This window comes from Curtobacterium sp. MCPF17_050, assembly GCF_003224435.2.
Classification (GTDB): Bacteria; Actinomycetota; Actinomycetes; order Actinomycetales; family Microbacteriaceae; genus Curtobacterium.
In genome coordinates this window covers 1,108,017-1,133,341 of sequence record NZ_CP126250.1, presented here as the reverse complement: position 1 = coordinate 1,133,341, position 25,325 = coordinate 1,108,017, and the positions used below count along the sequence as shown (strand labels likewise).

The 25,325-nt window shown below is 72.3% G+C and carries 26 protein-coding genes; 9 read left to right on the top strand and 17 right to left on the bottom strand.

Annotated features, from left to right (window positions below; translation table 11 throughout):
- Window positions 1-47: 47 nt before the first annotated feature.
- The 3 genes from dapA to DEJ34_RS05395 form a co-directional block, all read right to left on the bottom strand.
- Window positions 48-1,025, bottom strand: coding sequence for a 4-hydroxy-tetrahydrodipicolinate synthase (gene dapA / locus DEJ34_RS05405; RefSeq protein ID WP_110823877.1), 978 nt, complete (start codon window positions 1,023-1,025; stop codon window positions 48-50).
- A gap of 91 nt (window positions 1,026-1,116) precedes the next feature.
- Window positions 1,117-1,617 carry a dihydrofolate reductase gene (locus DEJ34_RS05400; RefSeq protein ID WP_284180710.1) on the bottom strand — a complete coding sequence of 167 codons (501 nt, stop codon included), beginning with the start codon at window positions 1,615-1,617 and terminating at the stop codon, window positions 1,117-1,119.
- Between the two features lie 83 nt (window positions 1,618-1,700).
- Window positions 1,701-2,504, bottom strand: a complete 804-nt coding sequence (locus DEJ34_RS05395) for a thymidylate synthase (RefSeq protein WP_220032700.1) — start codon at window positions 2,502-2,504, stop codon at window positions 1,701-1,703.
- 112 nt (window positions 2,505-2,616) lie between these two features.
- Between DEJ34_RS05395 and DEJ34_RS05390 the strand changes: the two genes are divergently transcribed.
- Window positions 2,617-3,519: a TIGR01777 family oxidoreductase gene (locus DEJ34_RS05390; RefSeq protein ID WP_110900731.1), complete on the top strand. Its 903-nt coding sequence runs from the start codon at window positions 2,617-2,619 to the stop codon at window positions 3,517-3,519.
- Window positions 3,520-3,535: 16 nt separating this feature from the next.
- On the opposite strand, the gene DEJ34_RS05385 is transcribed toward DEJ34_RS05390, so the two are convergent.
- A complete protein-coding gene (locus DEJ34_RS05385; RefSeq protein ID WP_110911588.1) occupies window positions 3,536-3,943 on the bottom strand; it encodes a tetratricopeptide repeat protein in 408 nt (135 codons plus the stop codon).
- A gap of 48 nt (window positions 3,944-3,991) precedes the next feature.
- On the bottom strand, window positions 3,992-4,738 hold the full coding sequence (locus tag DEJ34_RS05380) for a 4-hydroxy-tetrahydrodipicolinate reductase (RefSeq protein ID WP_110823875.1): 747 nt from the start codon (window positions 4,736-4,738) through the stop codon (window positions 3,992-3,994).
- Window positions 4,739-4,760: 22 nt separating this feature from the next.
- Between DEJ34_RS05380 and DEJ34_RS05375 the strand changes: the two genes are divergently transcribed.
- Window positions 4,761-5,258: a GNAT family N-acetyltransferase gene (locus DEJ34_RS05375; protein ID WP_110900730.1), complete on the top strand. Its 498-nt coding sequence runs from the start codon at window positions 4,761-4,763 to the stop codon at window positions 5,256-5,258.
- Here DEJ34_RS05375 and DEJ34_RS05370 read toward each other — a convergent pair.
- Window positions 5,255-5,857, bottom strand: a complete 603-nt coding sequence (locus tag DEJ34_RS05370; protein ID WP_110823873.1) for a histidine phosphatase family protein — start codon at window positions 5,855-5,857, stop codon at window positions 5,255-5,257. The genes DEJ34_RS05375 and DEJ34_RS05370 overlap by 4 nt on opposite strands.
- An 8-nt stretch (window positions 5,858-5,865) precedes the next feature.
- Window positions 5,866-7,200, bottom strand: coding sequence for a M16 family metallopeptidase (locus DEJ34_RS05365; protein WP_110900766.1), 1,335 nt, complete (start codon window positions 7,198-7,200; stop codon window positions 5,866-5,868).
- A gap of 246 nt (window positions 7,201-7,446) precedes the next feature.
- Between DEJ34_RS05365 and DEJ34_RS05360 the strand changes: the two genes are divergently transcribed.
- Both DEJ34_RS05360 and DEJ34_RS05355 read left to right on the top strand, forming a co-directional pair.
- Window positions 7,447-8,118 (top strand): TetR/AcrR family transcriptional regulator, encoded by a 672-nt coding sequence (locus tag DEJ34_RS05360; protein WP_110823872.1) that lies wholly within the window; start codon window positions 7,447-7,449, stop codon window positions 8,116-8,118.
- Window positions 8,119-8,173: 55 nt separating this feature from the next.
- Window positions 8,174-8,701 carry a YbhB/YbcL family Raf kinase inhibitor-like protein gene (locus DEJ34_RS05355; protein WP_110890559.1) on the top strand — a complete coding sequence of 176 codons (528 nt, stop codon included), beginning with the start codon at window positions 8,174-8,176 and terminating at the stop codon, window positions 8,699-8,701.
- 115 nt (window positions 8,702-8,816) lie between these two features.
- Here the strand turns inward: DEJ34_RS05355 and DEJ34_RS05350 are convergent, their stop codons facing one another.
- Window positions 8,817-11,105 (bottom strand): polyribonucleotide nucleotidyltransferase, encoded by a 2,289-nt coding sequence (locus DEJ34_RS05350; RefSeq protein ID WP_110823870.1) that lies wholly within the window; start codon window positions 11,103-11,105, stop codon window positions 8,817-8,819.
- Between the two features lie 278 nt (window positions 11,106-11,383).
- Between DEJ34_RS05350 and DEJ34_RS05345 the strand changes: the two genes are divergently transcribed.
- Window positions 11,384-12,622, top strand: a complete 1,239-nt coding sequence (locus DEJ34_RS05345) for a coiled-coil domain-containing protein (RefSeq protein WP_146234095.1) — start codon at window positions 11,384-11,386, stop codon at window positions 12,620-12,622.
- A 22-nt stretch (window positions 12,623-12,644) separates the two neighbouring features.
- Here DEJ34_RS05345 and DEJ34_RS05340 read toward each other — a convergent pair whose 3' ends face one another.
- The 3 genes from DEJ34_RS05340 to DEJ34_RS05330 form a co-directional block, all read right to left on the bottom strand.
- Window positions 12,645-13,265, bottom strand: a complete 621-nt coding sequence (locus tag DEJ34_RS05340) for a CE1759 family FMN reductase (RefSeq protein ID WP_110911587.1) — start codon at window positions 13,263-13,265, stop codon at window positions 12,645-12,647.
- A gap of 184 nt (window positions 13,266-13,449) precedes the next feature.
- Window positions 13,450-13,719: a 30S ribosomal protein S15 gene (gene rpsO / locus DEJ34_RS05335; RefSeq protein ID WP_110823867.1), complete on the bottom strand. Its 270-nt coding sequence runs from the start codon at window positions 13,717-13,719 to the stop codon at window positions 13,450-13,452.
- A gap of 141 nt (window positions 13,720-13,860) precedes the next feature.
- Window positions 13,861-14,310 carry a VanZ family protein gene (locus DEJ34_RS05330; protein ID WP_181422262.1) on the bottom strand — a complete coding sequence of 150 codons (450 nt, stop codon included), beginning with the start codon at window positions 14,308-14,310 and terminating at the stop codon, window positions 13,861-13,863.
- Between the two features lie 130 nt (window positions 14,311-14,440).
- Between DEJ34_RS05330 and DEJ34_RS05325 the strand changes: the two genes are divergently transcribed.
- From DEJ34_RS05325 to DEJ34_RS05315, 3 genes are all read left to right on the top strand, one after another.
- Window positions 14,441-15,463, top strand: coding sequence for a glycoside hydrolase family 6 protein (locus DEJ34_RS05325; RefSeq protein WP_110900728.1), 1,023 nt, complete (start codon window positions 14,441-14,443; stop codon window positions 15,461-15,463).
- Window positions 15,464-15,531: 68 nt separating this feature from the next.
- Window positions 15,532-16,584, top strand: a complete 1,053-nt coding sequence (locus DEJ34_RS05320; RefSeq protein WP_110911585.1) for a M4 family metallopeptidase — start codon at window positions 15,532-15,534, stop codon at window positions 16,582-16,584.
- Window positions 16,585-16,647: 63 nt separating this feature from the next.
- Complete coding sequence (locus tag DEJ34_RS05315) at window positions 16,648-16,965, top strand: protealysin inhibitor emfourin (protein WP_110900726.1); 318 nt, start codon at window positions 16,648-16,650, stop codon at window positions 16,963-16,965.
- A gap of 70 nt (window positions 16,966-17,035) precedes the next feature.
- Here the strand turns inward: DEJ34_RS05315 and DEJ34_RS05310 are convergent, their stop codons facing one another.
- From DEJ34_RS05310 to DEJ34_RS05300, 3 genes are all read right to left on the bottom strand, one after another.
- On the bottom strand, window positions 17,036-19,294 hold the full coding sequence (locus DEJ34_RS05310) for a HelD family protein (RefSeq protein ID WP_110911584.1): 2,259 nt from the start codon (window positions 19,292-19,294) through the stop codon (window positions 17,036-17,038).
- Window positions 19,295-19,365: 71 nt separating this feature from the next.
- The gene (locus tag DEJ34_RS05305; protein WP_110823861.1) at window positions 19,366-20,208 is read right to left on the bottom strand and encodes an aldo/keto reductase; all 843 of its coding nucleotides are present in this window, start codon (window positions 20,206-20,208) and stop codon (window positions 19,366-19,368) included.
- Complete coding sequence (locus DEJ34_RS05300; protein ID WP_110823860.1) at window positions 20,208-20,579, bottom strand: FKBP-type peptidyl-prolyl cis-trans isomerase; 372 nt, start codon at window positions 20,577-20,579, stop codon at window positions 20,208-20,210. The genes DEJ34_RS05305 and DEJ34_RS05300 overlap by 1 nt, the downstream gene beginning before the upstream one ends.
- Before the next feature lie 69 nt (window positions 20,580-20,648).
- Here DEJ34_RS05300 and DEJ34_RS05295 point away from each other — a divergent pair, with 69 nt between their 5' ends.
- Window positions 20,649-21,968: an MFS transporter gene (locus tag DEJ34_RS05295; RefSeq protein ID WP_110890551.1), complete on the top strand. Its 1,320-nt coding sequence runs from the start codon at window positions 20,649-20,651 to the stop codon at window positions 21,966-21,968.
- Between the two features lie 117 nt (window positions 21,969-22,085).
- Here the strand turns inward: DEJ34_RS05295 and DEJ34_RS05290 are convergent, their stop codons facing one another.
- The 3 genes from DEJ34_RS05290 to DEJ34_RS05280 form a co-directional block, all read right to left on the bottom strand.
- Window positions 22,086-23,567: an aspartate ammonia-lyase gene (locus DEJ34_RS05290; RefSeq protein WP_110911583.1), complete on the bottom strand. Its 1,482-nt coding sequence runs from the start codon at window positions 23,565-23,567 to the stop codon at window positions 22,086-22,088.
- A 75-nt stretch (window positions 23,568-23,642) separates the two neighbouring features.
- On the bottom strand, window positions 23,643-23,939 hold the full coding sequence (locus tag DEJ34_RS05285; protein ID WP_110911582.1) for a hypothetical protein: 297 nt from the start codon (window positions 23,937-23,939) through the stop codon (window positions 23,643-23,645).
- Window positions 23,940-23,979: 40 nt separating this feature from the next.
- Entirely contained in the window at window positions 23,980-25,236 is a 1,257-nt protein-coding gene (locus tag DEJ34_RS05280) for an inorganic phosphate transporter (protein WP_110823856.1), read from the bottom strand.
- Between the last annotated feature and the right edge of the window lie 89 nt (window positions 25,237-25,325).

Below are 25,325 nucleotides of genomic sequence, written 5' to 3'. Positions count from 1 at the left end.
CGGTCCTACGGATTCGGGCGACGCACGTCGTGCGTCGCGGTGTTCGTCTAGCGGGTGGTGCCTGGCACCTTCGGTAGTGCGCCGCCGGCCGCTGCGTTGCGGTCGGGGCGGAAGTTGGAGAAGTCGGCGCCGGGGACGTCCCGGACGGCCTCGAGCGAGGTCTCGATGGCGTACGCCTCGGAGTCCTCGGGCCCGACGAGGGGCAGGCGGACACGCGGGCTGCCGATACGGCCGAGCCCGTGCAGGACGTACTTCGCGGCGACGGTGCCGGGCACGTGGGTCATGACCGCGCGGACGAGGGGCTCGAGGCGCTTGTGCTCGGCCGTCGCGGTGGCCAGGTCGCCGCGGTTCACGGCGTCGACGATCGTGCGGTACGGCGTGCTCGTGATGTTCGCCGTGACACCGATGAGGCCCGTGGCACCGATCGACAGGTGCGGGAGCACGTTCGTGTCGTCGCCCGAGAAGTACATGAGGTCCGTGTTGTTGAGCACCCGCGAGACCTCGGCGAAGTCGCCCTTGGCGTCCTTCACCGCGAGGATGTTCGGGTGCTTCGACGCGCGCAGGATGGTGTCGTACGTGATCGGGATGCCGGTGCGGCCCGGGATGTCGTACAGGATCACCGGCAGGTCGGTCGCGTCGGCGATCATCCGGAAGTGCGTGAGGACACCGGCCTGGGTCGGCTTGTTGTAGTACGGCGTGACGATCATGACCCCGTCGGCACCGGCGCGCTCGCTCTGCTTGTAGAGCTGCATGGCGTGCGCGGTCTCGTTGGAGCCACCGCCGGTGATGATCTTCGCGCGACCCGCGGCGACGGACTTGCCGACCTCGACCAGCCGGAGTTTCTCCGGGTCGGTGAGGGTCGACGTCTCGCCGGTGGTGCCGGTCACGACGATGCCGTCGGCACCCGCCGTGATGCAGTCGTCGATGTGCTGCTCGACGCCCGGCCAGTCCACCTCGCCGTCGGCGGTGAACGGGGTCACGAGCGCGACGAGGACCTGGCCGAAGGGATTCTCACGCGTGGACACGGAGTCCAGCGTACCGGGCGCGACGGACCGGGCGTCCGTCCGCCCGGACGGTGCCCCGCCGGGAGGCCCGGATCACCTCCGACAGGTGGGTTCAGGCGCGGCGGCGCCAGTCGAGGAAGCGGTAGCGCGTGCCGTCGACGCGGGACACCTGCCAGGGGCCCTCGTCGACGAGCGTCCAGGCGTCGTCGAGGGTCGGTGCGGACGTGTCCCCGTCGACCGCGACGTCGACGACGGTCTCCGAGACGCGGTCGGCGAAGGACACGGCGTCCGCGTAGACCGCACCGCCGCCGATCACCCAGACGTCCTCGTCGGTGTCGAGCGCGCTCGCGAGGTCGTGCACGACCACGGCACCCTCGGCGGACCACGCGGTGTCCCGCGTCAGCACGACGTTCCGGCGACCAGGCAGCGGGCGGAAGCGCTCGGGCAGGGAGTCCCAGGTGCGACGCCCCATCACGACGGTCGCGCTGCCGGTGACCTCGCGGAAGTGCGCGAGGTCCTCCGGCACGTGCCAGGGTATGCCCCCGTCCGCGCCGATGACGCCGTTCGACGACCGGGCCCAGACGAGCCCGACGCCGGTGATCCCCACCGGCACGGCCGGCTCGCCGCTGGCGCGTCGATCCGGAACCGGCGGCGTGGGCCCGGGCTCCGTCCAGGACCCCGCCCGGTCGTCCGTCATCAGACCGCGACCTTGCCGGAGATCGCCGGGTGGTGCTCGTAGCCGACGACGGTGATGTCCTCGTACTCGTAGTCGTCGATCGAGTCGCGCGGGGCGAGCTCGAGCGTCGGCAGCGGGTACGGCGTCCGGGTCAGCTGCTCCTGCACCTGCTCGACGTGGTTGTCGTAGACGTGGCAGTCGCCACCCGTCCAGATGAAGTCGCCGACCTCGAGTCCGGTCTGTGCCGCGACCATGTGCGTCAGCAGGGCGTACGAGGCGATGTTGAAGGGGACGCCGAGGAACATGTCCGCGCTCCGCTGGTACAGCTGGCACGACAGCTTGCCGTCATTGACGTGGAACTGGAAGAACGCGTGGCACGGGGCGAGCGCCATGCTCGGGATGTCCGCCACGTTCCACGCCGACACGATGAGCCGACGCGAATCGGGGTTCGACCGGATCTGCTCGATGACCTGGGCGATCTGGTCGACGTGCTCGCCGGACGGGGTCGGCCAGGAGCGCCACTGCACGCCGTACACCGGCCCGAGGTCGCCGTCCTCGCCCGCCCACTCGTTCCAGATCCGGACGCCGTGCTCCTGCAGCCAGCCGACGTTCGAGTCCCCGCGGAGGAACCACAGCAGCTCGTACGCGATCGACTTCATGTGCACGCGCTTCGTGGTGACGAGCGGGAACCCCTGCGACAGGTCGTAGCGCAGCTGCGCACCGAACAGGCTGCGGGTACCGGTGCCGGTCCGGTCGCCCTTCGGGGAGCCCTCCTCGAGCACTCGGCGCAGCAGGTCTTCGTACGGCGTGGGGATCTCGGTCACGACGTCGAGCCTAAGCGTGCGCCGCGGTGGAGGCGAGCCGGGCGACCGGCGGGGTGTCGGGCCTCCCGGCAGCGCCGCGGCGGGCCGTCAGGTGCGTGAGTACCGTGGCGGCATGACGTCACAGCCCCTCTCGGTCCTGGTGGCCGGCGCATCCGGCTTCATCGGCACGCCACTCGTCCGTGCCCTGCGCGAGGCGGGGCACCACGTCTCGACGCTGGTGCGGCGCGAGCCGCGGACGCCGACCGAGTTCCGGTGGGCACCCGGGGAGCGTCCGCTCGACCCGGCCGTCCTGGACGGCGCCGACGTCGTCGTCAACCTGTCCGGCGCGAACCTCGGCAAGCTGCCCTGGACGGACTCCTACCGACACGCGATCCGGTCCTCCCGGGTCGACGCCACGACGACCCTGGTCGAGGCGATGCGTGCCGCGACGACACCGCCCCGCGTCTTCCTTTCCGGGTCCGCCTCGGGGGTCTACGGCGACCGGCCGGCCGACGTCCTCGACGACGACGCGGCGTCCGGCAGCGGGTTCCTCGCCGACGTCTGCACCGCCTGGGAGGCAGCGGCCCGCCGCGCGCCCGACGGCGTGCGCGTCGTGCTGCTGCGCACCGGCATCGTCATCGGCCAGGGCGGTGGCGCGCTCGCCCCACTCGTCCCGCTGACGAAGGCGGGTGGCGGCGGTCGTCTCGGCACCGGTGGCCAGTGGTGGCCGTGGATCGCCCTCGAGGACGAGGTCGGCGCGATCGTGCACCTCGTGACCGCCGACGACGTGTCCGGTCCGGTCAACCTGTCGGGCCCGGAGCCGGCCGTGGCCGACCGCATCACCAAGCGCGTCGCCGAGGACCTGCACCGCCCGTACCTGTTCCGCGTCCCGGCCTTCGCGCTCCGCAGGCTGCTCGGGGACGCGGCGGACGAGATGCTCCTGTCCAACCAGCGGATGGTCCCGGCGAAGCTGCTCGACTCGGGCTACACGTTCCGGTACACGCGGGCCGAGGACGCGGTCGACGCGGCGTTCTGACCCCGTCCACGCACCGTCACCGTGCGTGCGTGAGGGCGGTCCGCATCGCGGCGCGGGCGCGCTTCCGGTCCCCCGCGGCGTCGTAGACGACCCCGAGGCGGTACCAGGCACGCCAGTCGTCCGGGGCGGCCTCGACCGCGGCGCGGTAGCGCGGGAACAGCTCGTCGGCGGCACCCCGGTCCGGACGCCCGGAGGGGCGCACCGGAACGACGTCCGACGGTGCGCCGCCGTCCCGTTCGAGCCGGGCGCCGAGGCGCGTGATGCGCAGTCCGAAGCGGAGTTCCAGCACGAGGAGCAGTGCCCCGACCAGGGCCACGACGACCAGCGCGACGCCGATGCCGATGCCGACCGGGAGGCCGGTCGCGATGAACGCCACCGCCCGCTGCCCGACGAGCACGATGTACACCACGAGCAGGACGGTCATGAGCAGGACGCCCCAGAGCGGTGACCGCAGGCCTCGCACGAGCGTCGCCTACCCGATGCCGAGCACGGAGCCGAGGCCGACCGTCAACCCGCGCATCGACCCGACCGCCTGCAGCGCGGCGCGGATGCCCGGCAGGTAGGCGGCGTCGTCCCCGGTGTCGTGGCGGATGGTGAGGGTCTCGCCGGGACCGCTCAGCACCACGTCCTGCACGGCCTTCACCCCGGGCAGCCGGAGCGAGTGGATCGGCACGCTCGCGACCTGCTGCCCGCGCGCACGCTGGTCGACGTGCGGGGCCTCGACCGGCCCGACGTCGCGCCGGGCCTCGGCGATGAGCTCGGCGGTGCGGACGGCGGTCCCGGACGGCGAGTCGATCTTGCCGGCGTGGTGGCTCTCGACGATCTCGACGGAGGGGAACCACGGGGCCGCGATCGTCGCGAGGTGCGTGCCGATCACCGACCCGATCGAGAAGTTCGGCACGACGAAGGCGCCCTGCTCCGGCCGGTCGACGAGCGACGCCCGCAGTCTCCCGAGTCGCTCCCCCGACCACCCCGAGGTACCGACCAGGACGTTCGCGCCGCTGGCCAGGGCGTTCTCGACGATGGCGGGGCTGAGCGCGGGCACCGTGACGTCGACGACGAGCTCCGCACCCGCGAACACCGAGCCGGGGGCGTCGTGCGCGCTGTCCCGCGAGGACAACCGCGCGACGAGCTCGAACTCGGGCAGTTCCTCGACGACGGCGGCCACGAGGCCCCCGAGCCGACCGGAGGCGCCGACGACGGCGACGGGAGTGACCATGTCCCCATCCTAGGATCGGAGCATGTCCGACGATCGCAGCCAGGTCAGCGTCCGCGTCGTCCCCGCCGACCTCCCCGAGGTCGACGCCCTGCTCGACCGGTACCTGGACGAGCGCGAGGCCACGTTCCCGAGCGCGCAGGGCAACTACTCGCGGAAGCGGACACCGGCCGCCGAGTTCGTGCCGCCGAACGGCGTCTTCGTGGTCGCGACCGACGGAGCCGTCGCGGTCGGCTGTGGCGGGCTGCGCCGCATCGCCGACGACGGCGACGACGTGCGCTTCGAGGTCAAGCACGTGTTCGTGACGCCGGAGGGTCGGGGCCGCGGCGTCGCGACCGCGATGATGGACGTCCTCGAGACCGCCGCCGCGGACTTCGGCGCGACGAGCATCGTCCTCGACACGAACGACTCGCTCGTCGCCGCGGGCGCGATGTACCGCGGTCGGGGCTACGAGCGGGTGCCGGCCTTCAACGACAACCCGAACGCGACCGCCTGGTACCGCAAGCCCGTGCGCCGGCCCTAGAGCGGCTGCGGGACGGGCAGCCCGGTGCGGAGCTCGACCGGCAGGTGCGCGAGGTCGTTCAGCGTGACGAGCTCGGCGGGCTTCGCGGACCGGATCCGGATGATCGTCAGCGAACTGTGTGCCACGTTCGTCCCCATCCAGCGCCACTCCGGGGCCTGGAAGACCTCGCGGACGAACCAGCCGATGACGGCGTTGTGCGTGATGAGCAGGTCGTGGCGGTCCTCCATCGCGGGCGTGAACCACTCCGCGACGGCGTCCTCCATCTGCGCCTGTCCCGCGACGATCTCCTCTTCCGTGACGCCCCCGTACCAGCCCTTGTAGGCGTGCGGCATGTCGGGTGTCGGTCCGGAGGGGATGCAGTCGAAGAGCAGGGTCGACGGCTCGGGCTGGATGGCCGGGAGGCGCTGCTGCAGGAAGGACGCGGTCTCGCTCGGGGCGTCGAGCGGGGAGTGCCACACGCCGTCGAACGGCACGCCGCCCAGACGGTCGGCGATGAGCATCGCCTGGCGCTTGCCGCGTTCGGAGAGCTTGCCGTCCCGCAGACCGTGCTCGGCGTCCTGGTGTTCGCCGTGCCGGACGAGGTAGAGGTAGTGCGACATCGTGGAGGTCAACCGTCGATCCCGAGGGCGGCCGCCAGCCGGTCGCGCTGCACGTCTCCGACCACGGCGGTCACCGTCGGTCGGGTCAGGAGGTCGCGGGACAGGTCGAGCACGTCGGCGGCGGTGACGCGGTCGACACGCTCGAGGGCGGTCGCGAGGTCGGTGAACTCGCCGGTCCCGAGCTCGGCACGGCCGAGGCGGGTCATCCGGGCGTCAGAGTCCTCGAGCGAGAGCGTCAGCGCGCCCTCGATCTGCCCCTTGGCGCGACGGAGCTCGTCCTCGGTGATGCCGTGGTCGACCATGCGGCGGAACTCCCCGTCGATGATGTCGACGACCCCGGCGACGTTGTCGGGGGCGCAGCCGGCGTAGACACCGAACGCCCCGTTGTCGAGGTAGGCGGGTGCGAACGAGGACACGGCGTACGCGAGGCCCCGGCGTTCGCGGACCTCCTGGAAGAGCCGGGAGCTCATGCCCCCGCCGAGCACGGCGTTGAGGACGCTCAGCACCGGGCGGCGGTCGTCGCGGAGGTCGAGCCCCTGGGACCCGCGGAGCATGCTGACCTGCTCGGTCGGACGGTGCACGACCCGCACGGTGGACTCGACGGGGTCGGCGACGGGCTGCGCGGTGCGACGGGCGAGCGGCACGGCGGCTCCGGCGTCCGCGAAGACGGCCTCGACGAGCGCACAGAACCGGTCGTGGTCGACGGCGCCCGCAGCGGTGACGACGATGCCGTTCGGCTCGTAGTGCTCGGCGTAGTGCGCCATCACCTCGTCCCGCTGGACCTCGCGGATGGACTCCGGGGTCCCACCGATCGGGCGGCCGAGGGCGTGCCCGTCGAAGGTCGCGGCGAAGAACGCCTCCCCCGCCACGTCCGCCGGGTCGTCGGCCGCCATCGCGAGTTCCTCGAGGATGACCCCGCGCTCGACGTCGAACGCGGCCGGCTCGAGGGTGGAGTTCGTCACCATGTCGCCGATCACGCCGACCGCCATCGGGACGTCGGTGTCCCGGACGCGGGCGTAGTAGCAGGTGTACTCCTTCGCGGTCGCGGCGTTGTGCTCACCGCCGACGGAGTCGAACGCCACCGCGATGTCGAGCGCGGTGCGCTCCGCGGTGCCCTTGAACAGGAGGTGCTCGAGGAAGTGCGTGGAGCCGTACTGCCCGGCACGTTCGTCGCGGGAGCCGACCCCCACCCAGAACCCGATGCTCGTGGAGTGGACGGAGGGGACGGACTCGGTGAGCACACGGACGCCCGAGGCGAGAACGGTGCGCCGGACGAGGGCTCCACCGGACGTCACGAAGGACGTTTCCGGAGCCTCGAGCGGCAGCGGCACTGGGCGGTTCATCGTCATGACTCTACTGAAGGCCGGGCCGGGATCGCCCAGGCAGACCGCCGTCGGGAGAGGACACCCGAAGAGGGGTACAGAAAAGAAGGACAGACGGACTCGTCTGTCTGTCCTCATCGTGCTACAGTGGTGTCACCGGATCGGGAGCCCCCCTAGATCTCGATCCGGTGGCTCGGGACATCAGTCCTGCGCGGCACGAGTCCCCCCGCTCCGCCGCGGAGCCGATGACCCAAGGAGAGCCACGCTGTGACGGTCGATTCCCCCCAACCGACCGTCCAGCGTCTCCTGGGTCAGCGTCTGCAAGGACGGGCCCCGAGCAACCAGAACCTCGCGTCGCCGGACGGGTCGAGCGTCCCCCCGGCTCCCCGCTCCGGCGGCGCGAAGGTCCGCATCCTCGAGACGGCCACTCGCCTGTTCTACGAAGAGGGCATCCACGGTGTCGGCGTCGACCGCCTCATCTCCGAGGCGAGCGTCACGAAGGCGACGTTCTACAAGCACTACGGCTCGAAGGACAACCTGATCCTCGCCTACGTGCGTGAGCAGCACACCCGTGTGCAGGCCTGGATGGAGTCCGTCGTCGGCGACGCCGAGTCCCCACAGGCCGCCGTCCGCGCGTGGGTCGACGCCCTCGCCGCCGACGTGAACCGTCCGGACTTCCGCGGCTGCGCGTTCCTCAACGCGGCCGCCGAGTACCACGACCCGCGGGACCCGGTGCGCCAGGTCGTCGCCGTGCACCGCGACTGGTACACGGAACGCCTCGGTGACCTGCTGCAGGCCGCTGGACACCCGCTCCCCGGGGACGGTGCCGACGAACTCATGCTCGCCCGCGACGGCGCGATGTCCGGTGCCTACGCCGGTGACGCGATCGCGGCGACGGCAGCACTCAACCGGGTCGCCGAGCGGGTCCTCGCCGCCTGAGCGCCGACCGGAGCGCTCCCGGGATCCACCGGGCGCACGGGTGTTGGCTCGGAGCATGACGAACCACCCGAACTGGAACCTGCCCGACGTCCCCTCCTTCGACCTGTCCAGCCCCGACTTCACGGACGGCGGCCAGCTGCCCGACTGGGCCCGCGGCTCCGACGCCGGTGGCGAGGACCGTTCCCCGGCCCTGGCGTGGTCCGGTGCCCCCGAGGGCACGCAGAGCTACGTGCTCACGGCCTACGACCCGGACGCCCCCACCGGTTCCGGCTTCTGGCACTGGGCCGTCTCGGACATCCCGGCATCGGTGACATCGCTGCCGCAGGGCGCCGGCACGGACGACTCGCTCCTGCCCGACGGCGCCACCCGCCGCCGCAACGAGTTCGGCACCGACACGTTCCTCGGGGCCGCTCCGCCCGCGGGCCACGGTCCGCACCGGTACTTCTTCACCGTGAGCGCGCTCGACGTCCCGACGCTCGACGTCCCCGCCGGCGCGACGCCGGCCGTCGTCGGTTTCATGCTCCGCGAGCACCTGCTCGGTCGCGCGCAGCTCGTCGGCATCCAGGAGACGCCCGCCTCCTGACCCGGGCAGGACCGCGGGTTGAGCCCGGTCCCGACGGACGGCGTTGCCCGCGACGGCGGACGGCCGCCGACCCCATCGGGGTCGGCGGCCGTCCGTGCGTCGGGACGCGGGTCGATCAGCCCTCGGCGGGCATCTCGGCGTGGGTGCCGTGGTCGTCGCGACCCTCGGTGTCCACGTCGTCGGCCACGACCGGCGCGAGCGACAGCTTGCCGCGGTCGTCCACCTTGGTGACCTCGACCAGGATCTTCTGACCGACGCCGAGGACGTCCTCGACGTTCTCCACGCGCTTGCCACCGGCGAGCTTGCGCACCTCGGAGACGTGCAGCAGACCGTCACGGCCCGGGAGCAGCGACACGAAGGCGCCGAACGTGGCGATCTTCACGACGGTACCGAGGAACTGGTCCCCGATCTCCGGGTTCGTCGGGTTCGCGATCGCGTTGACCTGCGCACGCGCGGCCTCGGCGGACGGACCGTCGACGGCGCCGATGTAGACCGTGCCGTCGTCCTCGATGGAGATGTCGGCGCCGGTCTCGTCCTGGATCCCGTTGATCGTCTTGCCCTTCGGGCCGATCAGCTCGCCGATCTTGTCGACCGGGATGTTCACCGAGATCACGCGCGGCGCGGTGTCGGCCATCTCGTCCGGACCGTCGATGGCCTCGTTCAGCACACCGAGGATGGCCGAGCGGGCCTCCTTGGCCTGCTTCAGCGCGGCGTCGAGGACGGACGACGGGATGCCGTCGAGCTTCGTGTCGAGCTGGATGGCCGTGACGAAGTCCGAGGTACCGGCGACCTTGAAGTCCATGTCGCCGAGGGCGTCCTCGGCACCGAGGATGTCGGTCAGCGCCGCGTAGCGGGTCTGGCCGTCGACGGTGTCGGAGACGAGGCCCATCGCGATGCCCGCGACCGGGGCGCGCAGCGGCACACCGGCGTTGAGGAGCGACAGGGTCGACGCGCAGACCGAGCCCATCGAGGTCGAGCCGTTGGAGCTCAGCGCCTCGGAGACCTGACGGATGGCGTACGGGAACTCCTCGCGCGACGGCAGCACCGGCACGAGGGCGCGCTCGGCGAGGAAGCCGTGCCCGATCTCGCGACGCTTCGGCGACCCCACGCGGCCGGTCTCACCGGTCGAGTACGGCGGGAAGTTGTAGTGGTGCAGGTAGCGCTTCTTGGTGACGGGCGACAGCGAGTCGATCTGCTGCTCCATCTTGAGCATGTTCAGCGTGGTGACGCCGAGGATCTGCGTCTCGCCGCGCTGGAAGACCGCGGAGCCGTGGACACGCGGGATCACGGCGACCTCGGCGTCGAGCGGACGGATGTCGGCGAGGCCGCGACCGTCCATGCGGACCTGCTCGGTCAGGATGCGGCCGCGGACGACCTTCTTCGTGACCGACTTGTACGCGGCGCTGACCTGGCTGGTGGCGACCTCGGGCAGCGTGCCCGCGGCGACCTGCTCGGCGATGGCCGCCTTGACGCGCGACTTGAGCGCGTCGTCGGCGTCCTGACGCTCCGCCTTGCCGGCGATCTGGTACACGTCCCCGAGCTCGGAGAGGGCGAGGGACTCGACGGCGGCGTAGACCTCGTCGGCGTACGGCGGGAAGACCGGGTAGTCCTGGATCTCCTTGGCCGACTGCGCGGCGAGCTTCGCCTGCGCCTCGACGAGGGACTTGAGGAACGGCTTGGCCGCCTCGAGGCCCTGCGCGACGATGGCCTCGTCGGGCTTGGTCGCGCCGCCCTCGATGAGGTTCCAGGCGTGCTCGGTGGCCTCGGCCTCGACCATCATGATCGCGACGTCCTCGTTGCCCGCCTCGTCGGTGACGACGCGGCCGGCGACGGTGAGGTCGAAGACGGCGTCGGCGAGCTGCGACGCCTTCGGGAACGCGACCCACTGGTCGGTGCCGTTCGCGCCGGGGATGAGCGCGAGGCGCACACCGGCGATCGGGCCGGAGAACGGCAGACCGGAGATCTGCGTCGACGCGGACGCGGCGTTGATGGCCAGCGCGTCGTAGAACTCGTCCGGCGCGATGCTCAGGACGGTGATGACGATCTGGACCTCGTTGCGGAGGCCGTCGACGAACGACGGGCGCAGCGGCCGGTCGATGAGGCGGCAGACCAGGATCGCCTCGGTCGAGGGGCGGCCCTCACGACGGAAGAACGAGCCGGGGATCTTGCCGGCGGCGTACGAGCGCTCCTCGACGTCGACCGTCAGGGGGAAGAAGTCGAAGCCCTCGCGCGGGTGCTTCCCGGCGCTGGTGGCCGACAGCAGCATGGTCTCTTCGTCCAGGTACGCGGCGACGGCACCCTGTGCCTGCTGCGCGAGACGACCGGTCTCGAACCGGACCGTCCTGGTGCCGAAGCGACCGTTGTCGATGGTCGCTTCAGCGAACTTGATCTCGGGACCCTCCAAGAGGATGCCTCCTTGCGTGTGTGAGCAGCAGACCCGGCCTCGGGCACACGCGTGCACGTGCGCTCCACGACGCGGAACGCATGTCTGGCCAGCAGTGGGAGCACTCGGGATGCGGTTCGGCCCGGATGCCACCACCGATGACCAGCTTCGTGCCGGTCTGCGTGCGGTGTTGTGTGTCGTCGCGGGGAACGGTCCCCAGACCAGCCGACCTTAGCATTCCGAGGTGGACCGACGGCGGTGCCCGTGGCGAACGGGCGTGTCCTCGGTAGCCTGCTCCCATGCGCGGGGAAGCAGCACGACGGACGGCCGGACCACGGGTCGCAGCAGCACCACGGCGGGCACCTCGGCTGGGTCGTGCCCGGAGTACCCTCCTCACCGTCGGGGTGCTGGTCGGCGCCCTCGTGGTCCCCGCGGTGACGGCGGCCCCGTCCTCGGCGACCGACTACCCGACGTGGCAGGACGTCCAGCGGGCGGAGGGCGACGAACAGGCGAAGCAGGCCGAGGTGGCGGAGGTCCGGGCCGCGCTCCGGTCGGTGCAGGCCGAGGCCGCGGAGAAGTCGCAGGTCGCCCTCGACACCGCCGCCGCGGCAGCCGCCGCCGAGGCGGACCTGGCCGAGGCCACCCGTACCGCCACGAGCCTCCAGGCCCACGCCGACGAGGCGTCCGCGACGGCCGAGCGCGCGCGGACCCGGGCCGGGCGCCTCGCGGCCGACCTGTACCGGGACGGCTCGACCGACCAGATGACCACCCGGATCGCGACGGCGGACGACCCCGACCAGCTGCTCTACCAGCTCGGCGCGCTCGACCAGCTGTCGACGACGTGGGACGGCGTCATGGACGAGGCCGCGGTCGCCGCCAGGACGGCGGCGTCGCTGCACGACCAGGCGGAGCGGGCCGAGGACGAGCGGGCGTCGCTGGCGGACCAGGCCGAGGCGACCGCCACCGCCGCCCGCGCGGCACAGCGACGGGCGGACGCGGCGGTCGCGGAGACCGAGTCGCACAGCGACGAGCTGTACGCGCAGCTCGCCGCGCTCCGGGACTCCACCGCCGAGACGCAGCGTCGCTACGAGGTGGGCCAGGCCGTCGCGGCGCAGGCGGCGGCGCAGGCGGCCGCCGCACGGGCCGCGGCCGAGACCGCGCGTGCCGCCGGCGGCGCTGCCAGCTCGGCGGACAACGCCTACCCGAGCACCGAGGGCGTCACCGTCGACCCGGCGGCCGCGCAGGCCTACGCGCGCAGCGCCATGGGTGCCCACGGCTGGGGCGACGACCAGTTCGGCTGCCTCGTCTCGCTCTGGACGCAGGAGTCCGGGTGGCGGGCGAACGCGCTCAACGCGTCGAGTGGCGCGTACGGCATCCCGCAGGCCCTGCCGGCGTCGAAGCTCGCCGCCGCGGGCGCGGACTGGCGGACGAACGCCGAGACGCAGATCGACTGGGGTCTGGCGTACATCGCGGACCGCTACGGATCGCCGTGCGGCGCGTGGGACCACGAGATGAGCGTCGACCCGCACTGGTACTGACCCGGCGGGCGCGACACCGGTGTCACCGGTGCTGCAGCCCGCCGAGCAACGACGCGAAGTCGGTGACCGCCGGGAGCGCGTCCGCCTGCTGCGGCTGCCGCCGGGAGGCCCGGACCGCCCAAGCAAGGTCGGCTCCACCCCGGCGGATGCGCGCGTCGAGCACGCCCGCGTCGTCGCTCCCCCAGTCGTCCGTGGCGGCGAAGACCGCGGTGGGGACGACGGCGGCCCGGAGGTAGGCGAACACCGGTCGGATGCCGTGCTCGAGGGCGAGCGAGTGCCGTGCGGTCCCGCCCGTCGCGCCGAGCAGCACCGGCATGTCGGTGAGGGCGTCCTTGTCCAGCACGTCGAGGAAGGACTTCGCCAGGCCGCTCATGCCCGCCGTGAAGACCGGCGTGACGAACACGACCGCGTCCGCCTCGACGACCGTGGCCGTCGCCGCCGCGAGTGCCGGAGCGGAGAAGCGGGTCAGCATCGCGTCGGTGATCTCGTGGGCGAGCGGGCGGAGGTCGACGTTCCGGACCTCGACGGGGCCCGCTGACTCCCCCGCGAGCGCGGCACCGGCTGCGGCTGCGAGTCGGTCGGCGAGGAGGCGGGTCGAGCTGGGCTCGGAGAGCCCGGCGGAGACGACGGCGATGGTGGTCATGGAGGCTCCCGACTTTCAATGCGTTTGCATGAACAGTACACGGAACCGCGGCGGACGGGGAGGCATTCCCGTCCGCGTCGGACGCCGACGCACCCGCCGGGGAACGACAGGAGCCCCGGCCCTCACGAGGAGGGACGGGGCTCCGGACCAGCAGGGCTGCGACGAGGCAGCACCCTGACGATGACTAGCGGCGCAGGCCGAGGCGCTCGATGAGCGCACGGTAGCGGGCGATGTCGACGTCGGAGAGGTAGCCGAGGAGACGGCGACGCTGACCGACCATGAGCAGCAGACCACGACGCGAGTGGTGGTCGTGCTTGTGCTCCTTGAGGTGCTCGTTCAGGTCGTTGATACGACGCGTCAGAACGGCGACCTGGACCTCGGGGGATCCGGTGTCGCCCGGGTGGGTCGCGTACTCTTCGATGATCTCCTGCTTGATCTTCGCGTCAAGTGCCATGGAGGATCCCCTTTCCTGCTCTGCGTGAGAGCGTGTCCGTTGCGCGGTGCCCACACCTGCTGTGTGAGCGCTCTTGATCCGCGGCCGTTCGACGGCAACCGAACGAGCATACCAGAGCGCGTCCCGCTCGACGAGCGGCGGTCAGACGGTCCGGGCCCGCAGGGGACGCCGCCGCCGGCGCTCCGGCAGCAGGCTCCGGACGAAGCCGACGAGCGTCGCACCGAGCAGACCACCCATGCCGTTCGACAGCACGTCGCGGGGGTCGGCGACCCGGTAGGGCAGGTACACGGCCTGCGCGAACTCGATGCCGACCGAGAGCGCGACGGCCACCACGGCACCGAGGACCCACCAGCGCCGGGGCAACCACAGCGCCGCGATCAGCCCGACCGGCACGAACATGGCGACGTTCGCCAGGAACTCGGTCCGGTCGTAGGTGAACCACGCCCCGTGCGGCAGCTGCTGGACCCAGGCGACGGCGCGGAGCACGAGGGAGTTCTCGGCCTCGGTGAAGACGTGCGGGGTGAGCGTCATGCGCCAGATCACCCAGGCGTAGCCCACCGTCAGCGCGAGGAGGAGCAGTTTCCGGAGCATCGGGCCAGTCTGGGGCACCCCTGCTGGCCGGGCCCTGGGCGGCACCCTGGCATCCGGTGCCGATCGGGTGGGAACATGGCGGGCGAGAGCGACGCCGACCGGGGGCGGCGCCCGAGCGGGAGGACGGCCCATGCCGGGAGCGCAGCGCGCCTCGACCCGCCGACAGTGGGTGTGGATCGGGGTCGTCGCCGCGCTCGTCACGGCCGTCGTCGTCGCGGTCACGGTGGTCCTCCCGGGCACCGGCGACCGCCAGGTCGTGCATCGCAAGAGCGTCGCCGAGGCGTGGTCGGGTGGCCTCGCCCGTCAGCCGGCGAGCGCGAACCAGCCACGCTGGCACGTGACCGCGGCGCGGGACGCGGGCCGGGTGACCACGGCCGAACGCCTCGCCGTGATCGCCGACCAGCCCCTCGCGACGTGGCTCACCGACCCGTCCGTCCCGGAGACCGTCGACACCGTCCGGAGCGTCCTCGCCGCGGCCCGGTCGCAGCAGGCGACCCCGGTGTTCGTCCTCTACGCGATCCCGGACCGTGACTGCGGCCACTGGTCGCGCGGCGGCACCGCCGAGGACGACTACCTGCCGTGGGTCCGCGCGGTCGTGCGTGCGCTCGCGGGCTCGCACGCGGTGGTCCTGGTCGAGCCGGACTCGATCGCGCAGATCGCCGTGTGCGAGCGGCTGCGGGACACCCGGCTGCCGCTCCTCCGGAAGGCGGTCGGGGCCCTGACCGGGCACGGCCTGACGGTGTACCTGGACGGCGGGAACGAGAACCGGGTCCCGGTGGACACGATGGCCGGGTGGCTCCGCCGGGCGGGCGTCGACCGCGTGCAGGGCTTCGCCACGAACGTGTCGAACTTCTACCGCGTGGACCAGGAGCGCGCCTACGCCGACGAGCTCGCCGACGCGATCGGGGGCGACCCGCACTTCGTCATCGACGTCTCACGGAACGGGCAGGGGTGGCGGGGTGACTGGTGCAACCCCGACGGCGCCGGCCTCGGCCAGACCCCGCACGTCACGCGCGGCACCACCCGGCTCGACGCGCTGCTGTGGGTGAAGACCCCCGGGCTGAGCGACGGCGCGTGCAACGGCGGACCGGCCGCCGGCGAGTGGTGGGAGTCGTACGCACTCGCCCTGGTCGCGAACCGCAAGCGCGACTGACGGCGGAACCGACAGCCGGGAGGCCGGTCGCCGAACCGGCTGTCGGCCCCCGGTGGTTGCATGTCGCCATGACCAGCCGCTCGCCGCGCTCCGTCGTCCCGCCGTACCTCCTCCGCGCCGTCGCCGACGCACCGGAGGACCGGTTCCCGCGCGCTGCCGCCGCAGCCCGGACCGCCCTCGCCTCGATGGACCGCGTCCAGGAGCCGAAGCACGTGACCGGCCTCCGCGCGGCCAGGACCGCCGGGGCGCCGGACGTCGCTCCGCGGCGCACGATCGCGGACGCCGCCGGCACGACGACGCTGCCGGGCAGGGTGGTGCGGCGGGAGGGTGACGGCGACACCGGGGACCCCGCGGTCGACGAGGCGTACGCGGGCCTCGGCGCGACGCACGCGTTCTGGCTCGAGGTGTTCGGACGGGCGTCGATCGACGGCGCCGGACTCCCCCTCGACGCCACCGTGCACTACGGGCGGGAGTACGACAACGCCTACTGGGACGGGCAGCGGATGGTGTTCGGCGACGGAGACGGCGAGGTCTTCCGGCGGTTCACCGTCGCGGTCGACGTCATCGGGCACGAGCTGGCCCACGGCGTCACGCAGTACACCGCGGACCTCGTCTACCAGGGGCAGTCCGGAGCGCTCAACGAGTCGATGAGCGACGTCTTCGGCGTGCTCGTCGCCCAGTACGCCGCCCGGCAGACCGCGGAACAGGCGTCCTGGCTGGTCGGCGAAGGGCTGTTCACGGACGCCGTGCACGGGGTCGCCCTCCGCTCGATGCGTGCGCCGGGCACGGCCTACGACGACCCGGTGCTCGGGGCGGACCCACAGCCCGCGACCATGGCCGACTACGTGGAGTCTGCCGAGGACCAGGGCGGCGTGCACCTGAACTCCGGCATCCCGAACCACGCGTTCTTCCTCGCCGCGACCACGATCGGCGGACCGGCCTGGGTCGGCGCGGGACAGGTGTGGTGGGACGCCCTCACCTCGGCCGAGGTGTCGGCGTCCATCGACTTCGCCGACTTCGCGGCCGTCACGGTCCGAGCAGCGGCGGCGCGGTTCGGAGCGGTCTCGCGCGAGCACACCGCCGTCGCCGGTGCCTGGCAGCGCGTCGGGGTGACGGTCTGAGCCGCAGCAGCGCTGCTCAACCGGGCACTCCGGCGCGGGTGCGGAGGGCGTAGGTTCCGGGGCATGCAGATCGTCGTGCGCCGCAGTGGTGGGTTCGCCGGCCTCCCGCGGGCATGGCGGGTCGACACCGATGCCCGTCCGGACGCCGACCGGTGGACGGAACTCGTCGGGGCACTCCCCGGCGACGGGTCCGTGGCACCCGGGGCGGCTCCGGACGGTGCGGGTGGGGAGGGTGCCGATCGTGACGAGAGCGCCGTCCGCGACGACTACGTGTGGACGGTGACCGTCGCCCGGACCACGGTGACGATCCCGGGTCGTCGCCTGGACGGCCCGTGGGCGGCCCTCGTGGAACAGGTACGCGACCAGGGCGAGCCGGCCTGACGGGGTCGCTCCCGAGCCTCCCGGCAGGTCGGACGGACCGCAGGAGGCACCGGCCCGACCGGCCGGACCGTCAGGCGACCTCGATGACCGTGAGCCGGCGGGTGGGACGGGTCATCGCGACGTAGACGGCCGCCGCGGCCCGAGCGGCGTCGGAGCCGACCCGGTCCGGGTCGACGAGCAGCACGCCGTCGAACTCCAGGCCCTTCGCGTCCGCGCCGGTGAGCACCGTGACCGACCCCGCCCGGGGTGAGCCGAGCCCGCGGACGTCGGCCTCGGTCCGGGCCAGGCGCTCGCGGACGGCGGCCACGTCGGCCTCCGGCACGATGACACCGATCGTCCCGGAGCCGATCAGGTCGCGCTCGCCGTCGACCCGGTCCGCGACCGTGTCGAGCAGGTCCGCCCGGTCGACGCGCAAGCGCTCGACGGGGTCGCCGTCACGGACCGCCTCGTTCGCGGTCACCGTGAGACCGGCCGCCGCGGCGAAGGCCCCGGCCGCCTGGACGATCGAGCGCGGGGTGCGGTAGTTGACGGTGAGCTCCTCGAGGCGGGAGTCCAGCGGCACCTGCGGGGCACGACCACGACGACGACGGGCGAGCGCACCGCGGACGTCGTCCCACGTGCGCGCGGCACCCGGCGACGAGCCCTGCGCCATGTCACCGACGATCGTGAAGGACCGCAGCGGGTTGCGGCGCGCCAGGACCCGCCACTGCATCGGTGAGAGCTCCTGCGCCTCGTCGACCACGATGTGCCCGTAGGTCCACTCGCGGTCCTCGGCGGCACGCTCGGCGGTGGAGCGCGGGTCCCCGCCCTCCGCGAAGGCACCGGCGACCTGCTCGGCGCTGACGATGCCCTCGACGCCCATGTTCTCGATGGCCTGCCGGGCGTTCTCGATGTCCCGGTTCCGGGTGGCCTTCGCCTGCCGCTTCGCCGCACCACCGGTCGGGTCGAACACCCCGAGCAGCTCGGCCGCCTCGTCCAGGAGCGGCACGTCCTCGACCGTGAAGCCGGCCCCGCGCTCGCGCCGCAACAGTGCACGGCGCTCGGGCGACCAGTTCGGTGTGAGGGACGCGAGCCAGTTCGGCCGGGCGTACAGGTCCTCGAGGAGCTTCTCGGCCGGCAGCGGCAGCCACGCCGTGTTGAGCAGGACCCGGGCGTCGTACGAGCTGCGGATGTCCTCGCGCAGCACCTTCTCGTCGGCCTCGTCCACCGTCGTCCCGCGGTGCCGCAGCTGGTCGGCGAGCAGTCGCGTCATGGCGTCGAGCGCGTTCTTGTTGAACGTGACGCGGGCGACGTTGTGCGGCTTGCCGCGGTCCTGGGCACGGCGCATGGCGTCGGCGACCAGCTGCGGCGGGACGACGAGCCGTTCGCCCTCGACGTCGAGCGTGACGGACTCGGTCGGGACGACCTGCCGCGACCGGACCGCGCGGCGGAGCAGGTCGGCCATCTCGCCGGACCCCTTCACGGCGGCGACGTCCCGACGGTCGTGCACGGTGGTGTGGAGCCCCGGGTGGAGCGACCCGAGGGACGCCATCACGACACCGGTCTCACCGAGGGACGGCAGCACCTGCTCGATGTACGTCAGGAACGCCGGGGACGGCCCGACGACGAGCACGCCGGAGCCGCGAAGACGCTCCCGGTAGGAGTAGAGCAGGTACGCCGCGCGGTGCAGTGCGACGGCCGTCTTGCCGGTGCCCGGCCCGCCCTGCACGATGAGGACGCCCTCGAGCGGGGAGCGGATGATCCGGTCCTGCTCGCCCTGGATCGTCGCGACGATGTCGGTCATCCGCCCGGTGCGCTCGGCGGTGACGGCCGCGAGCAGGGCTCCCTCGCCCTGCAGGTGCGTGCGCTCGTCGTCGTAGAGCGTGGCGTCGAACACCTCGTCCTCGACGCCGACGACCGTGCGGCCCTCGAGCGTCAGGTGACGTCGGGCCCGCATGCCCATGGGATGCGCCGCGGTGGCCTGGTAGAACGCGCTCGCACCCGGTACGCGCCAGTCGAGCAGCAGCGGCCGGTGGTCGGCGTCCCGCAGCCCGACGCGCCCGATGTACCGGAAGGCGTCCTCGTCGGCGGGCGGGTCCTGGACCTCGAGCCGCCCGAACACCAGGCGGTCGCCCACGCGCCGCAGGGTGGCGACGGTGTCCTCGTAGAGCCGGGCGAAGGCGTCGCGCTCGGTCCGGCTCTGGTGGTTGCCACCGACTGCCTGCCGGCGGGTCTCGACGAGCCGCTGCTCGGCCTCGGTGGTCAGTTCGTCGAGTCGGTGGAACAGACCGTCGACGTAGCCGCGTTCACGGTCGATCTCGGTCGGTTCGGAAACACGCGGTTCGGACACTCGCAACCCTTCGGGACAGGGGTACCGATGATATCCCCCTGCCCCGGTCGGGTCCGAACGCGAGCGCTCGCCTACATCTCCTCGTGCGTGTCCGGGTCGCCGTCCCAGAGCCGCCCGCGCTCGAGGGCGGAGATGGCCTGGACCTCGTCGTCGGTCAGCGAGAAGCCGAACACGTCGAGGTTCTCGCGCTGGCGGTCCGGGTCGCCCGACTTCGGGACCGGCACGGCGCCGAGCTGGACGTGCCAGCGCAGCACGACCTGGCCGGCCGAGACACCGTGCGCTGCGGCCGCGGCGGTCACGGGTCCCTCGGTGAGGAGCTCGGACTGCTTCGCCAGCGGGCTCCAGCTCTCGGTGACGATGCCGAGACGCTGGTGCACGGCGCGGAGGTCGGCCTGCGGGAAGTACGGGTGCAGCTCGACCTGGTTCACCGCCGGGGCGACCCCGGTGGCGTCGAGGATGCGGTCGAGGTGCTCGGGGGTGAAGTTCGAGACACCGATCGAGCGGACCTTGCCGCTGTCCCGGAGGTCGACGAACGCCTTCCAGGTCTCGACGAACTTCCCGACGGACGGGTTCGGCCAGTGGATGAGGTACAGGTCGAGGTGGTCGAGCCCCAGGTTCGCCAGGGTCTCGTCCACCGAGCGGTGTGCCTCGTCGTAGCCGTGGTGGCGTCCCGGCAGCTTCGACGTCACGACGAACTCGTCGCGCGGCACGTCGGACTCGCGGACCGCACGGCCCACCGCGTCCTCGTTGCCGTAGTTCAGCGCGGTGTCGAGCAGGCGGTACCCGCTCGTGATCGCAGCACCGACCGCCGCGACCCCCTCGTCCCCGTCGAGCGAGTACGTGCCGAGGCCGAGCGCCGGGATGCGGTGTCCGTCGTTCAGTTCGAGGGTCGGGACCTCCGGGACGCCCGCCATCAGCGGACGCCGAGCAGGTCGATGACGAAGATGAGCGTCTTGCCGGAGAGGAAGTGTCCGCCGCCGGCGGGGCCGTAGGCGAGCTCCGGCGGGACGACGAGCTTGCGGCGACCGCCGACCTTCATGCCGGGGATGCCCTCCTGCCAGCCGCGGACGAGCGCCGCGAGCGGGAAGTCGATCGGCTCGCCACGGCCCCAGGAGCTGTCGAACTCCTCGCCGGACTCGTACTCGACGCCGGCGTAGTGGACCTTGACGGTCGAGCTCGCCTCGGCGACGTCGCCGTCGCCCACGACGATGTCGGTGACCACGAGGTCGGTGGGGGCGGGGCCCTCGGGGGCGTCGAACTCGGGCTTGCTGTTCAGGTCAGTCATGCCCGACAGTCAACCAGAGGACGTGCACGTGCCCCGCAGGAGCCCTCCAGGCCACAGAATGGTTCCACTGTGACACCAGACGCCCCCGCGAAGCCCCGCCGCTCCCTGCTCGCCGACCTCACCCCGCTCCGCCGCTCCCCCGCGTTCGCGCGGCTCTGGATCGGCAGCTCGATCGCGGGCATCGGCACCATGATGACGAGCGTCACGGTCGGGCTCGAGGTGTACGAGATCACGCGCTCGACGTTCATGGTGTCGCTCGTCGGCGTCATCTCGCTCGTGCCGATGATCCTCGCCGGGCTGTACGGCGGCATGCTCGCGGACGCCTTCGACCGCCGCACGGTGGCCCTGGTCTCCGCCGTCATGGCCTGGGTGTCGACCGCGATGATCGCCGCGCACGCCTGGCTCGGGCTCGACAGCGTCGTGCTGCTCTACGTGCTCGTGACCGTCAACGCCGTCGCGGGCACCGTGATCGGCGCGTCCCGGGCGGCGATCGTCCCGCGGCTGGTGGGCAACGACCTGCTCCCCGCGGCGAGCGCCCTGAACAGCATCAGCGCCGGGTTCTCCGTGACGGTCGGGCCGGCGGTCGGCGGTGTGCTCGTCGCCGCGTTCGGCTTCGCCCCGACCTACACGGTGGACGTCGTGCTCTTCAGCGCCGCGTTCCTCGGCGTGGTGACGCTGCCACGGATGGCTCCCGAGCACGACGCCCTCCGTCCGGGCCTGTCGTCGCTCGTCGAGGGTGCGCGGTTCCTCCGCCGCTCCCGGAACATCACGATGACCTTCGTGCTCGACATCATCGCCATGACGTTCGGGCAGCCCCGGGTGCTGTTCCCCGCGATCGGTGCCCTGGTCGTCGGCGGTGGGTCGATCACGGTCGGCACCCTCTCGGCCGCCTACGCGGTCGGTGCGCTGCTGTCCGGTGTCTTCTCCGGCCCGCTCGGGCACGTCCGCCGACAGGGCGAGGCGGTCGGCTGGGCGATCACCGTCTACGGCGGCGCGATCGCCGCGTTCGGCGTCGTCGTCGCGGCCGCGCACCTCCTCGGCGGACGGGCGTCGGAGACGTTCTCGACGGGGATCCTGCCGGCACTGGCGCTCTGCGCGCTGGCCCTCGCGGTGGCCGGCGGCGCGGACAACGTGAGCAGCGTGTTCCGCGGGACGATCCTCCAGGCCGCCGCGCCGGACGGCATGCGCGGCCGACTGCAGGGCATCTTCATCGTCGTGGTCACCGGTGGGCCGCGCGTGGGCGACCTGTACGCCGGTCTGGTCGTCGCAGCGGGCTTCGCCTGGCCGCCGCTCATCGGCGGCGTCCTCATCATCGCGCTCGTCGCGCTGCTGCTCCGGCTCGTCCCGTCGTTCCGCCGGTACGACGCGCTGCACCCGAACGCGAACTGACGCGCCGCGCCGCGTCTCCGTCGTGCGCACGGACGCGCCGCGTCGCGTCCGCCCCGCGCACGGTGCGGACGGGAGGCTGCGCGCCGGACCCGGCACGTGCCTCCCGTCCGGCAGCGGTCAGGACCGGCGACGGGCCTCGGCGTCCCGGGCGGCCTCGTCGAGCATCTCCTCGGTCACGACCGGGATGGCACCGGTCGCCAGCTCGATGCCGGACAACCGGGCGGGGCTGAGCACCCGGTGCACCTGGTCCGCGTCCATGAGACCCGCGGCGATCACCAGGGTCGAGATCGGGGTCGACGTCGTCAGGGCGGTGTGCGCGATGGACGCCGCCGCTGCGTAGCCGATGTACGGCGTCAGCGCGGTGACGACGCCGACGTTCGTGTCCACCTGGGCGGCGAGCCGTACCTCGTTCGCCCGGATGCCGGTCACGCAGTGCTCGCGGAGCGTCGCGCACCCGCGGGTCATCCACTGCAGGGACTGCAGGATCGAGTGCGCGATGATCGGCTCGAACGCGTTGAGCTGGAGCTGACCACCCTCGGCCGCCATCGTCACCGTGGTGTCCGCGCCGGCGACCGCGAAGGCGATCTGGTTGACGACCTCCGGGATGACCGGGTTCACCTTGCCGGGCATGATCGACGAACCGGCCTGCCGCGGCGGCAGCGTGATCTCCCCGAGGCCCGCCTGCGGGCCGGACGCCAGGAGCCGCAGGTCGTTGCAGATCTTCGACAGCTTCATCGCGCTGCGCTTGACCGTGCCGGACAGGGTCATGAACGCGCCGGCGTCACTCGTCGCCTCGATGAGGTCCGGGGCCGTGACGACGTCGATGCCGCTCGCCTCCTGCAGCTGCCGCCGCACCTCGTCGCGGTACAGCGGGTCGGCGGTGATGCCCGTCCCGATCGCGGTCGCGCCGAGGTTCATCTCGCCGAGGAGCGGCACCACCCGGCGGAGCTGGACGACGTCCTCGGCGATGGTGTGGGCGAAGCCGGTGAACTCCTGGCCGAGCGTCATCGGGACCGCGTCCTGCAGCTGCGTGCGGCCGACCTTGAGGACGTCGGCGAACGCCTCCCCGCGCTCCGCGAACGCTGCCGACAGCTGCTCGAGCTGGTCGGCGAGCCGGCGCACACCGGTGATCATCGCGATCTTGATGCTCGTCGGGTACGTGTCGTTCGTCGACTGGCTGCGGTTCACGTGGTCGATCGGGTGCAGGTACGCGTAGTCGCCGCGCTCCCGGCCGAGCAGTTCGAGGGCCCGGTTCGCCAGGACCTCGTTCGTGTTCATGTTCGTGCTCGTCCCGGCGCCGCCCTGGACCACGTCGACGACGAACTGGTCCCGCAGTGCCCCGTCGCGGACCTCCTGCGCGGCACGGTCGATCGCGTCGGCCCGCTCGGCGTCGAGGACACCGATCGCCTTGTTCGCCCGGGCCGCCGCCTGCTTCACGGTCACGAGGGCCGCGACGAGGTCCGGGTAGACCGCGATCGGCACCGAGGCGATCGGGAAGTTCTCCATCGCCCGGAGGGTGTTGATCCCCCAGTAGGAGTCGACCGGCACCTCCCTCGAGCCCAGGGAATCGGTCTCGGTGCGGGTGGCAGCGCTCGTCACGTCGTGGTCCTCTCCGTCGCGGTCACCTCCCGAGGCTAGCCCGCGACCGTCCAGCCGGTGCGGCCGGCCAGGAGGTCAGTGGAAGGCAGGGACGATGAGGTAGACGCCGTACAGCACCGCGGCACCGCAGGCGGCGAAGCAGGCCACGGCGAGCGCCCGGAACGCACGGATCGCGGTGGAGGCCGCGGTCGGGTCCGGGAAGCCGGCGGTGGCCGGGCCGACGGTGCCGTCGTCCTTCACGGTGTACTTGCCCGCGCGGGCGTCGGCGGCGCTCCAGAGGCGGAGGCCCACGGAGTAGACGGTGACGACGAAGCACGCCGACACGACGGCCACGAGTGCGACGAGCAGGAACGCCGCCCAGTCGATACCCATCAGCAGGTCCCTCCGCAGCGTCCGTCCATGGCGATACCCATCAGCGACGGCCTCCCTTGCGTCCGGCCATGCGGCGGAGGGTCCGCTCGCGGCTCAGTTCGGCGCGACGCGCGGCGACGGCCTCGGCACGCTTGGCGCGCTGCAGGTCGCGCCGCTCCTTGCGGGTCAGCACGGCGTTCGCGGCGACGTCGACCTCGATGGCCGCGGCGTGCTCGTGCGGCTTGCGCAGCGACCACAGGTACAGGCCGAGGATCACGGCACCACCGATGACCGCGTCGAGCACGAGACCGATGACGCCGAAGTGGGCGATGCCCGAGGCGATCGCCCCGACCGCCGCGGCGGCGGGCAGCGTGATGAACCACGCGATGACGATCTTGCCGGCCGTCGACCACTGGATCTTCGAACCGCGGCGGCCGAGGCCCGCGCCGATGATCGAGCCCGACGACACCTGCGTCGTCGACAGTGCGAAGCCGAGGTGGCTCGACGCGAGGATCGTGGCGGCGGTGGACGCCTCGGCTGCGAAGCCCTGCGTCGCGCGGATCTCGGTGATGCCCGAGCCGAGCGTCCGGATGATGCGCCACCCGCCCGTGTAGGTGCCGAGGGCGATCGCCAGGGCACAGGCCACGACGACCCAGAACTGCACGCCCTGGTCACTCGACTGCGCGCCCGAGGCGATGAGCGTCAGCGTGATGACACCCATCGTCTTCTGCGCGTCGTTCGTGCCGTGGGCGAGCGACACCATCGAGCTCGTGAACACCTGTCCGATGCGGAAGCCCCCGCGCTCGTTCGGGAACACCGGACGACGGGTCACGCGGTAGGCGATGCGCGTGGCGAGGAGCGACACGAGCGCGGCGATCACCGGCGACAGGAAGGCCGGGATGATCACGACCGTCAGCAGTGCCGCGTAGTTCACCGAGTCGAAGCCGGCGCCGACGATCGCGGCGCCGATGAGCCCGCCGAAGAGCGCGTGCGAGGACGACGAGGGCAAGCCGCGCAACCACGTGATCATGTTCCACACGACCGCGCCGATCAGGCCCGCGAAGATCATCTCGGGGCTGATGGCGACGCCACCGGGGCCCTCGTTGATGAGCCCGTGCGAGATCGACGTCGCAACGGCGGTGCTGAGGAACGCACCGACGAGGTTGAGCACCGCGGCGACCGTCACGGCCACCTTCGGCTTCATGGCACCGGTGGCGATCGGTGTCGCCATCGCGTTGGCGGTGTCATGGAATCCGTTTGTGAAGTCGAAGAAGAGGGCCAACGCGATGACCAGGACGACTATGAGTGTGATGTCCACCGCGGGCAAGTGTCGCAGCCCGGCGGCTCCGGAGCAAACCCTGTCGTCCACCGGCCGTTCACCGGGGCTGCGGAACCGTTCAGCCTGCG

What these genes read in the sequence shown, in the direction of transcription:
- DEJ34_RS05390 (WP_110900731.1), top strand. Translation starts at nt 2,617, where the DNA reads ATGACGTCACAGCCCCTCTCGGTCCTGGTGGCCGGCGCATCCGGCTTC.
- DEJ34_RS05385 (WP_110911588.1), bottom strand. Translation starts at nt 3,943, where the DNA reads ATGACCGTCCTGCTCGTGGTGTACATCGTGCTCGTCGGGCAGCGGGCG.
- DEJ34_RS05380 (WP_110823875.1), bottom strand. Translation starts at nt 4,738, where the DNA reads ATGGTCACTCCCGTCGCCGTCGTCGGCGCCTCCGGTCGGCTCGGGGGC.
- DEJ34_RS05375 (WP_110900730.1), top strand. Translation starts at nt 4,761, where the DNA reads ATGTCCGACGATCGCAGCCAGGTCAGCGTCCGCGTCGTCCCCGCCGAC.
- DEJ34_RS05370 (WP_110823873.1), bottom strand. Translation starts at nt 5,857, where the DNA reads ATGTCGCACTACCTCTACCTCGTCCGGCACGGCGAACACCAGGACGCC.
- DEJ34_RS05365 (WP_110900766.1), bottom strand. Translation starts at nt 7,200, where the DNA reads ATGAACCGCCCAGTGCCGCTGCCGCTCGAGGCTCCGGAAACGTCCTTC.
- DEJ34_RS05355 (WP_110890559.1), top strand. Translation starts at nt 8,174, where the DNA reads ATGACGAACCACCCGAACTGGAACCTGCCCGACGTCCCCTCCTTCGAC.
- DEJ34_RS05345 (WP_146234095.1), top strand. Translation starts at nt 11,384, where the DNA reads ATGCGCGGGGAAGCAGCACGACGGACGGCCGGACCACGGGTCGCAGCA.
- DEJ34_RS05340 (WP_110911587.1), bottom strand. Translation starts at nt 13,265, where the DNA reads ATGACCACCATCGCCGTCGTCTCCGCCGGGCTCTCCGAGCCCAGCTCG.
- rpsO (WP_110823867.1), bottom strand. Translation starts at nt 13,719, where the DNA reads ATGGCACTTGACGCGAAGATCAAGCAGGAGATCATCGAAGAGTACGCG.
- DEJ34_RS05330 (WP_181422262.1), bottom strand. Translation starts at nt 14,310, where the DNA reads ATGCTCCGGAAACTGCTCCTCCTCGCGCTGACGGTGGGCTACGCCTGG.
- DEJ34_RS05325 (WP_110900728.1), top strand. Translation starts at nt 14,441, where the DNA reads ATGCCGGGAGCGCAGCGCGCCTCGACCCGCCGACAGTGGGTGTGGATC.
- DEJ34_RS05320 (WP_110911585.1), top strand. Translation starts at nt 15,532, where the DNA reads ATGACCAGCCGCTCGCCGCGCTCCGTCGTCCCGCCGTACCTCCTCCGC.
- DEJ34_RS05315 (WP_110900726.1), top strand. Translation starts at nt 16,648, where the DNA reads ATGCAGATCGTCGTGCGCCGCAGTGGTGGGTTCGCCGGCCTCCCGCGG.
- DEJ34_RS05305 (WP_110823861.1), bottom strand. Translation starts at nt 20,208, where the DNA reads ATGGCGGGCGTCCCGGAGGTCCCGACCCTCGAACTGAACGACGGACAC.
- DEJ34_RS05300 (WP_110823860.1), bottom strand. Translation starts at nt 20,579, where the DNA reads ATGACTGACCTGAACAGCAAGCCCGAGTTCGACGCCCCCGAGGGCCCC.
- DEJ34_RS05285 (WP_110911582.1), bottom strand. Translation starts at nt 23,939, where the DNA reads ATGGGTATCGACTGGGCGGCGTTCCTGCTCGTCGCACTCGTGGCCGTC.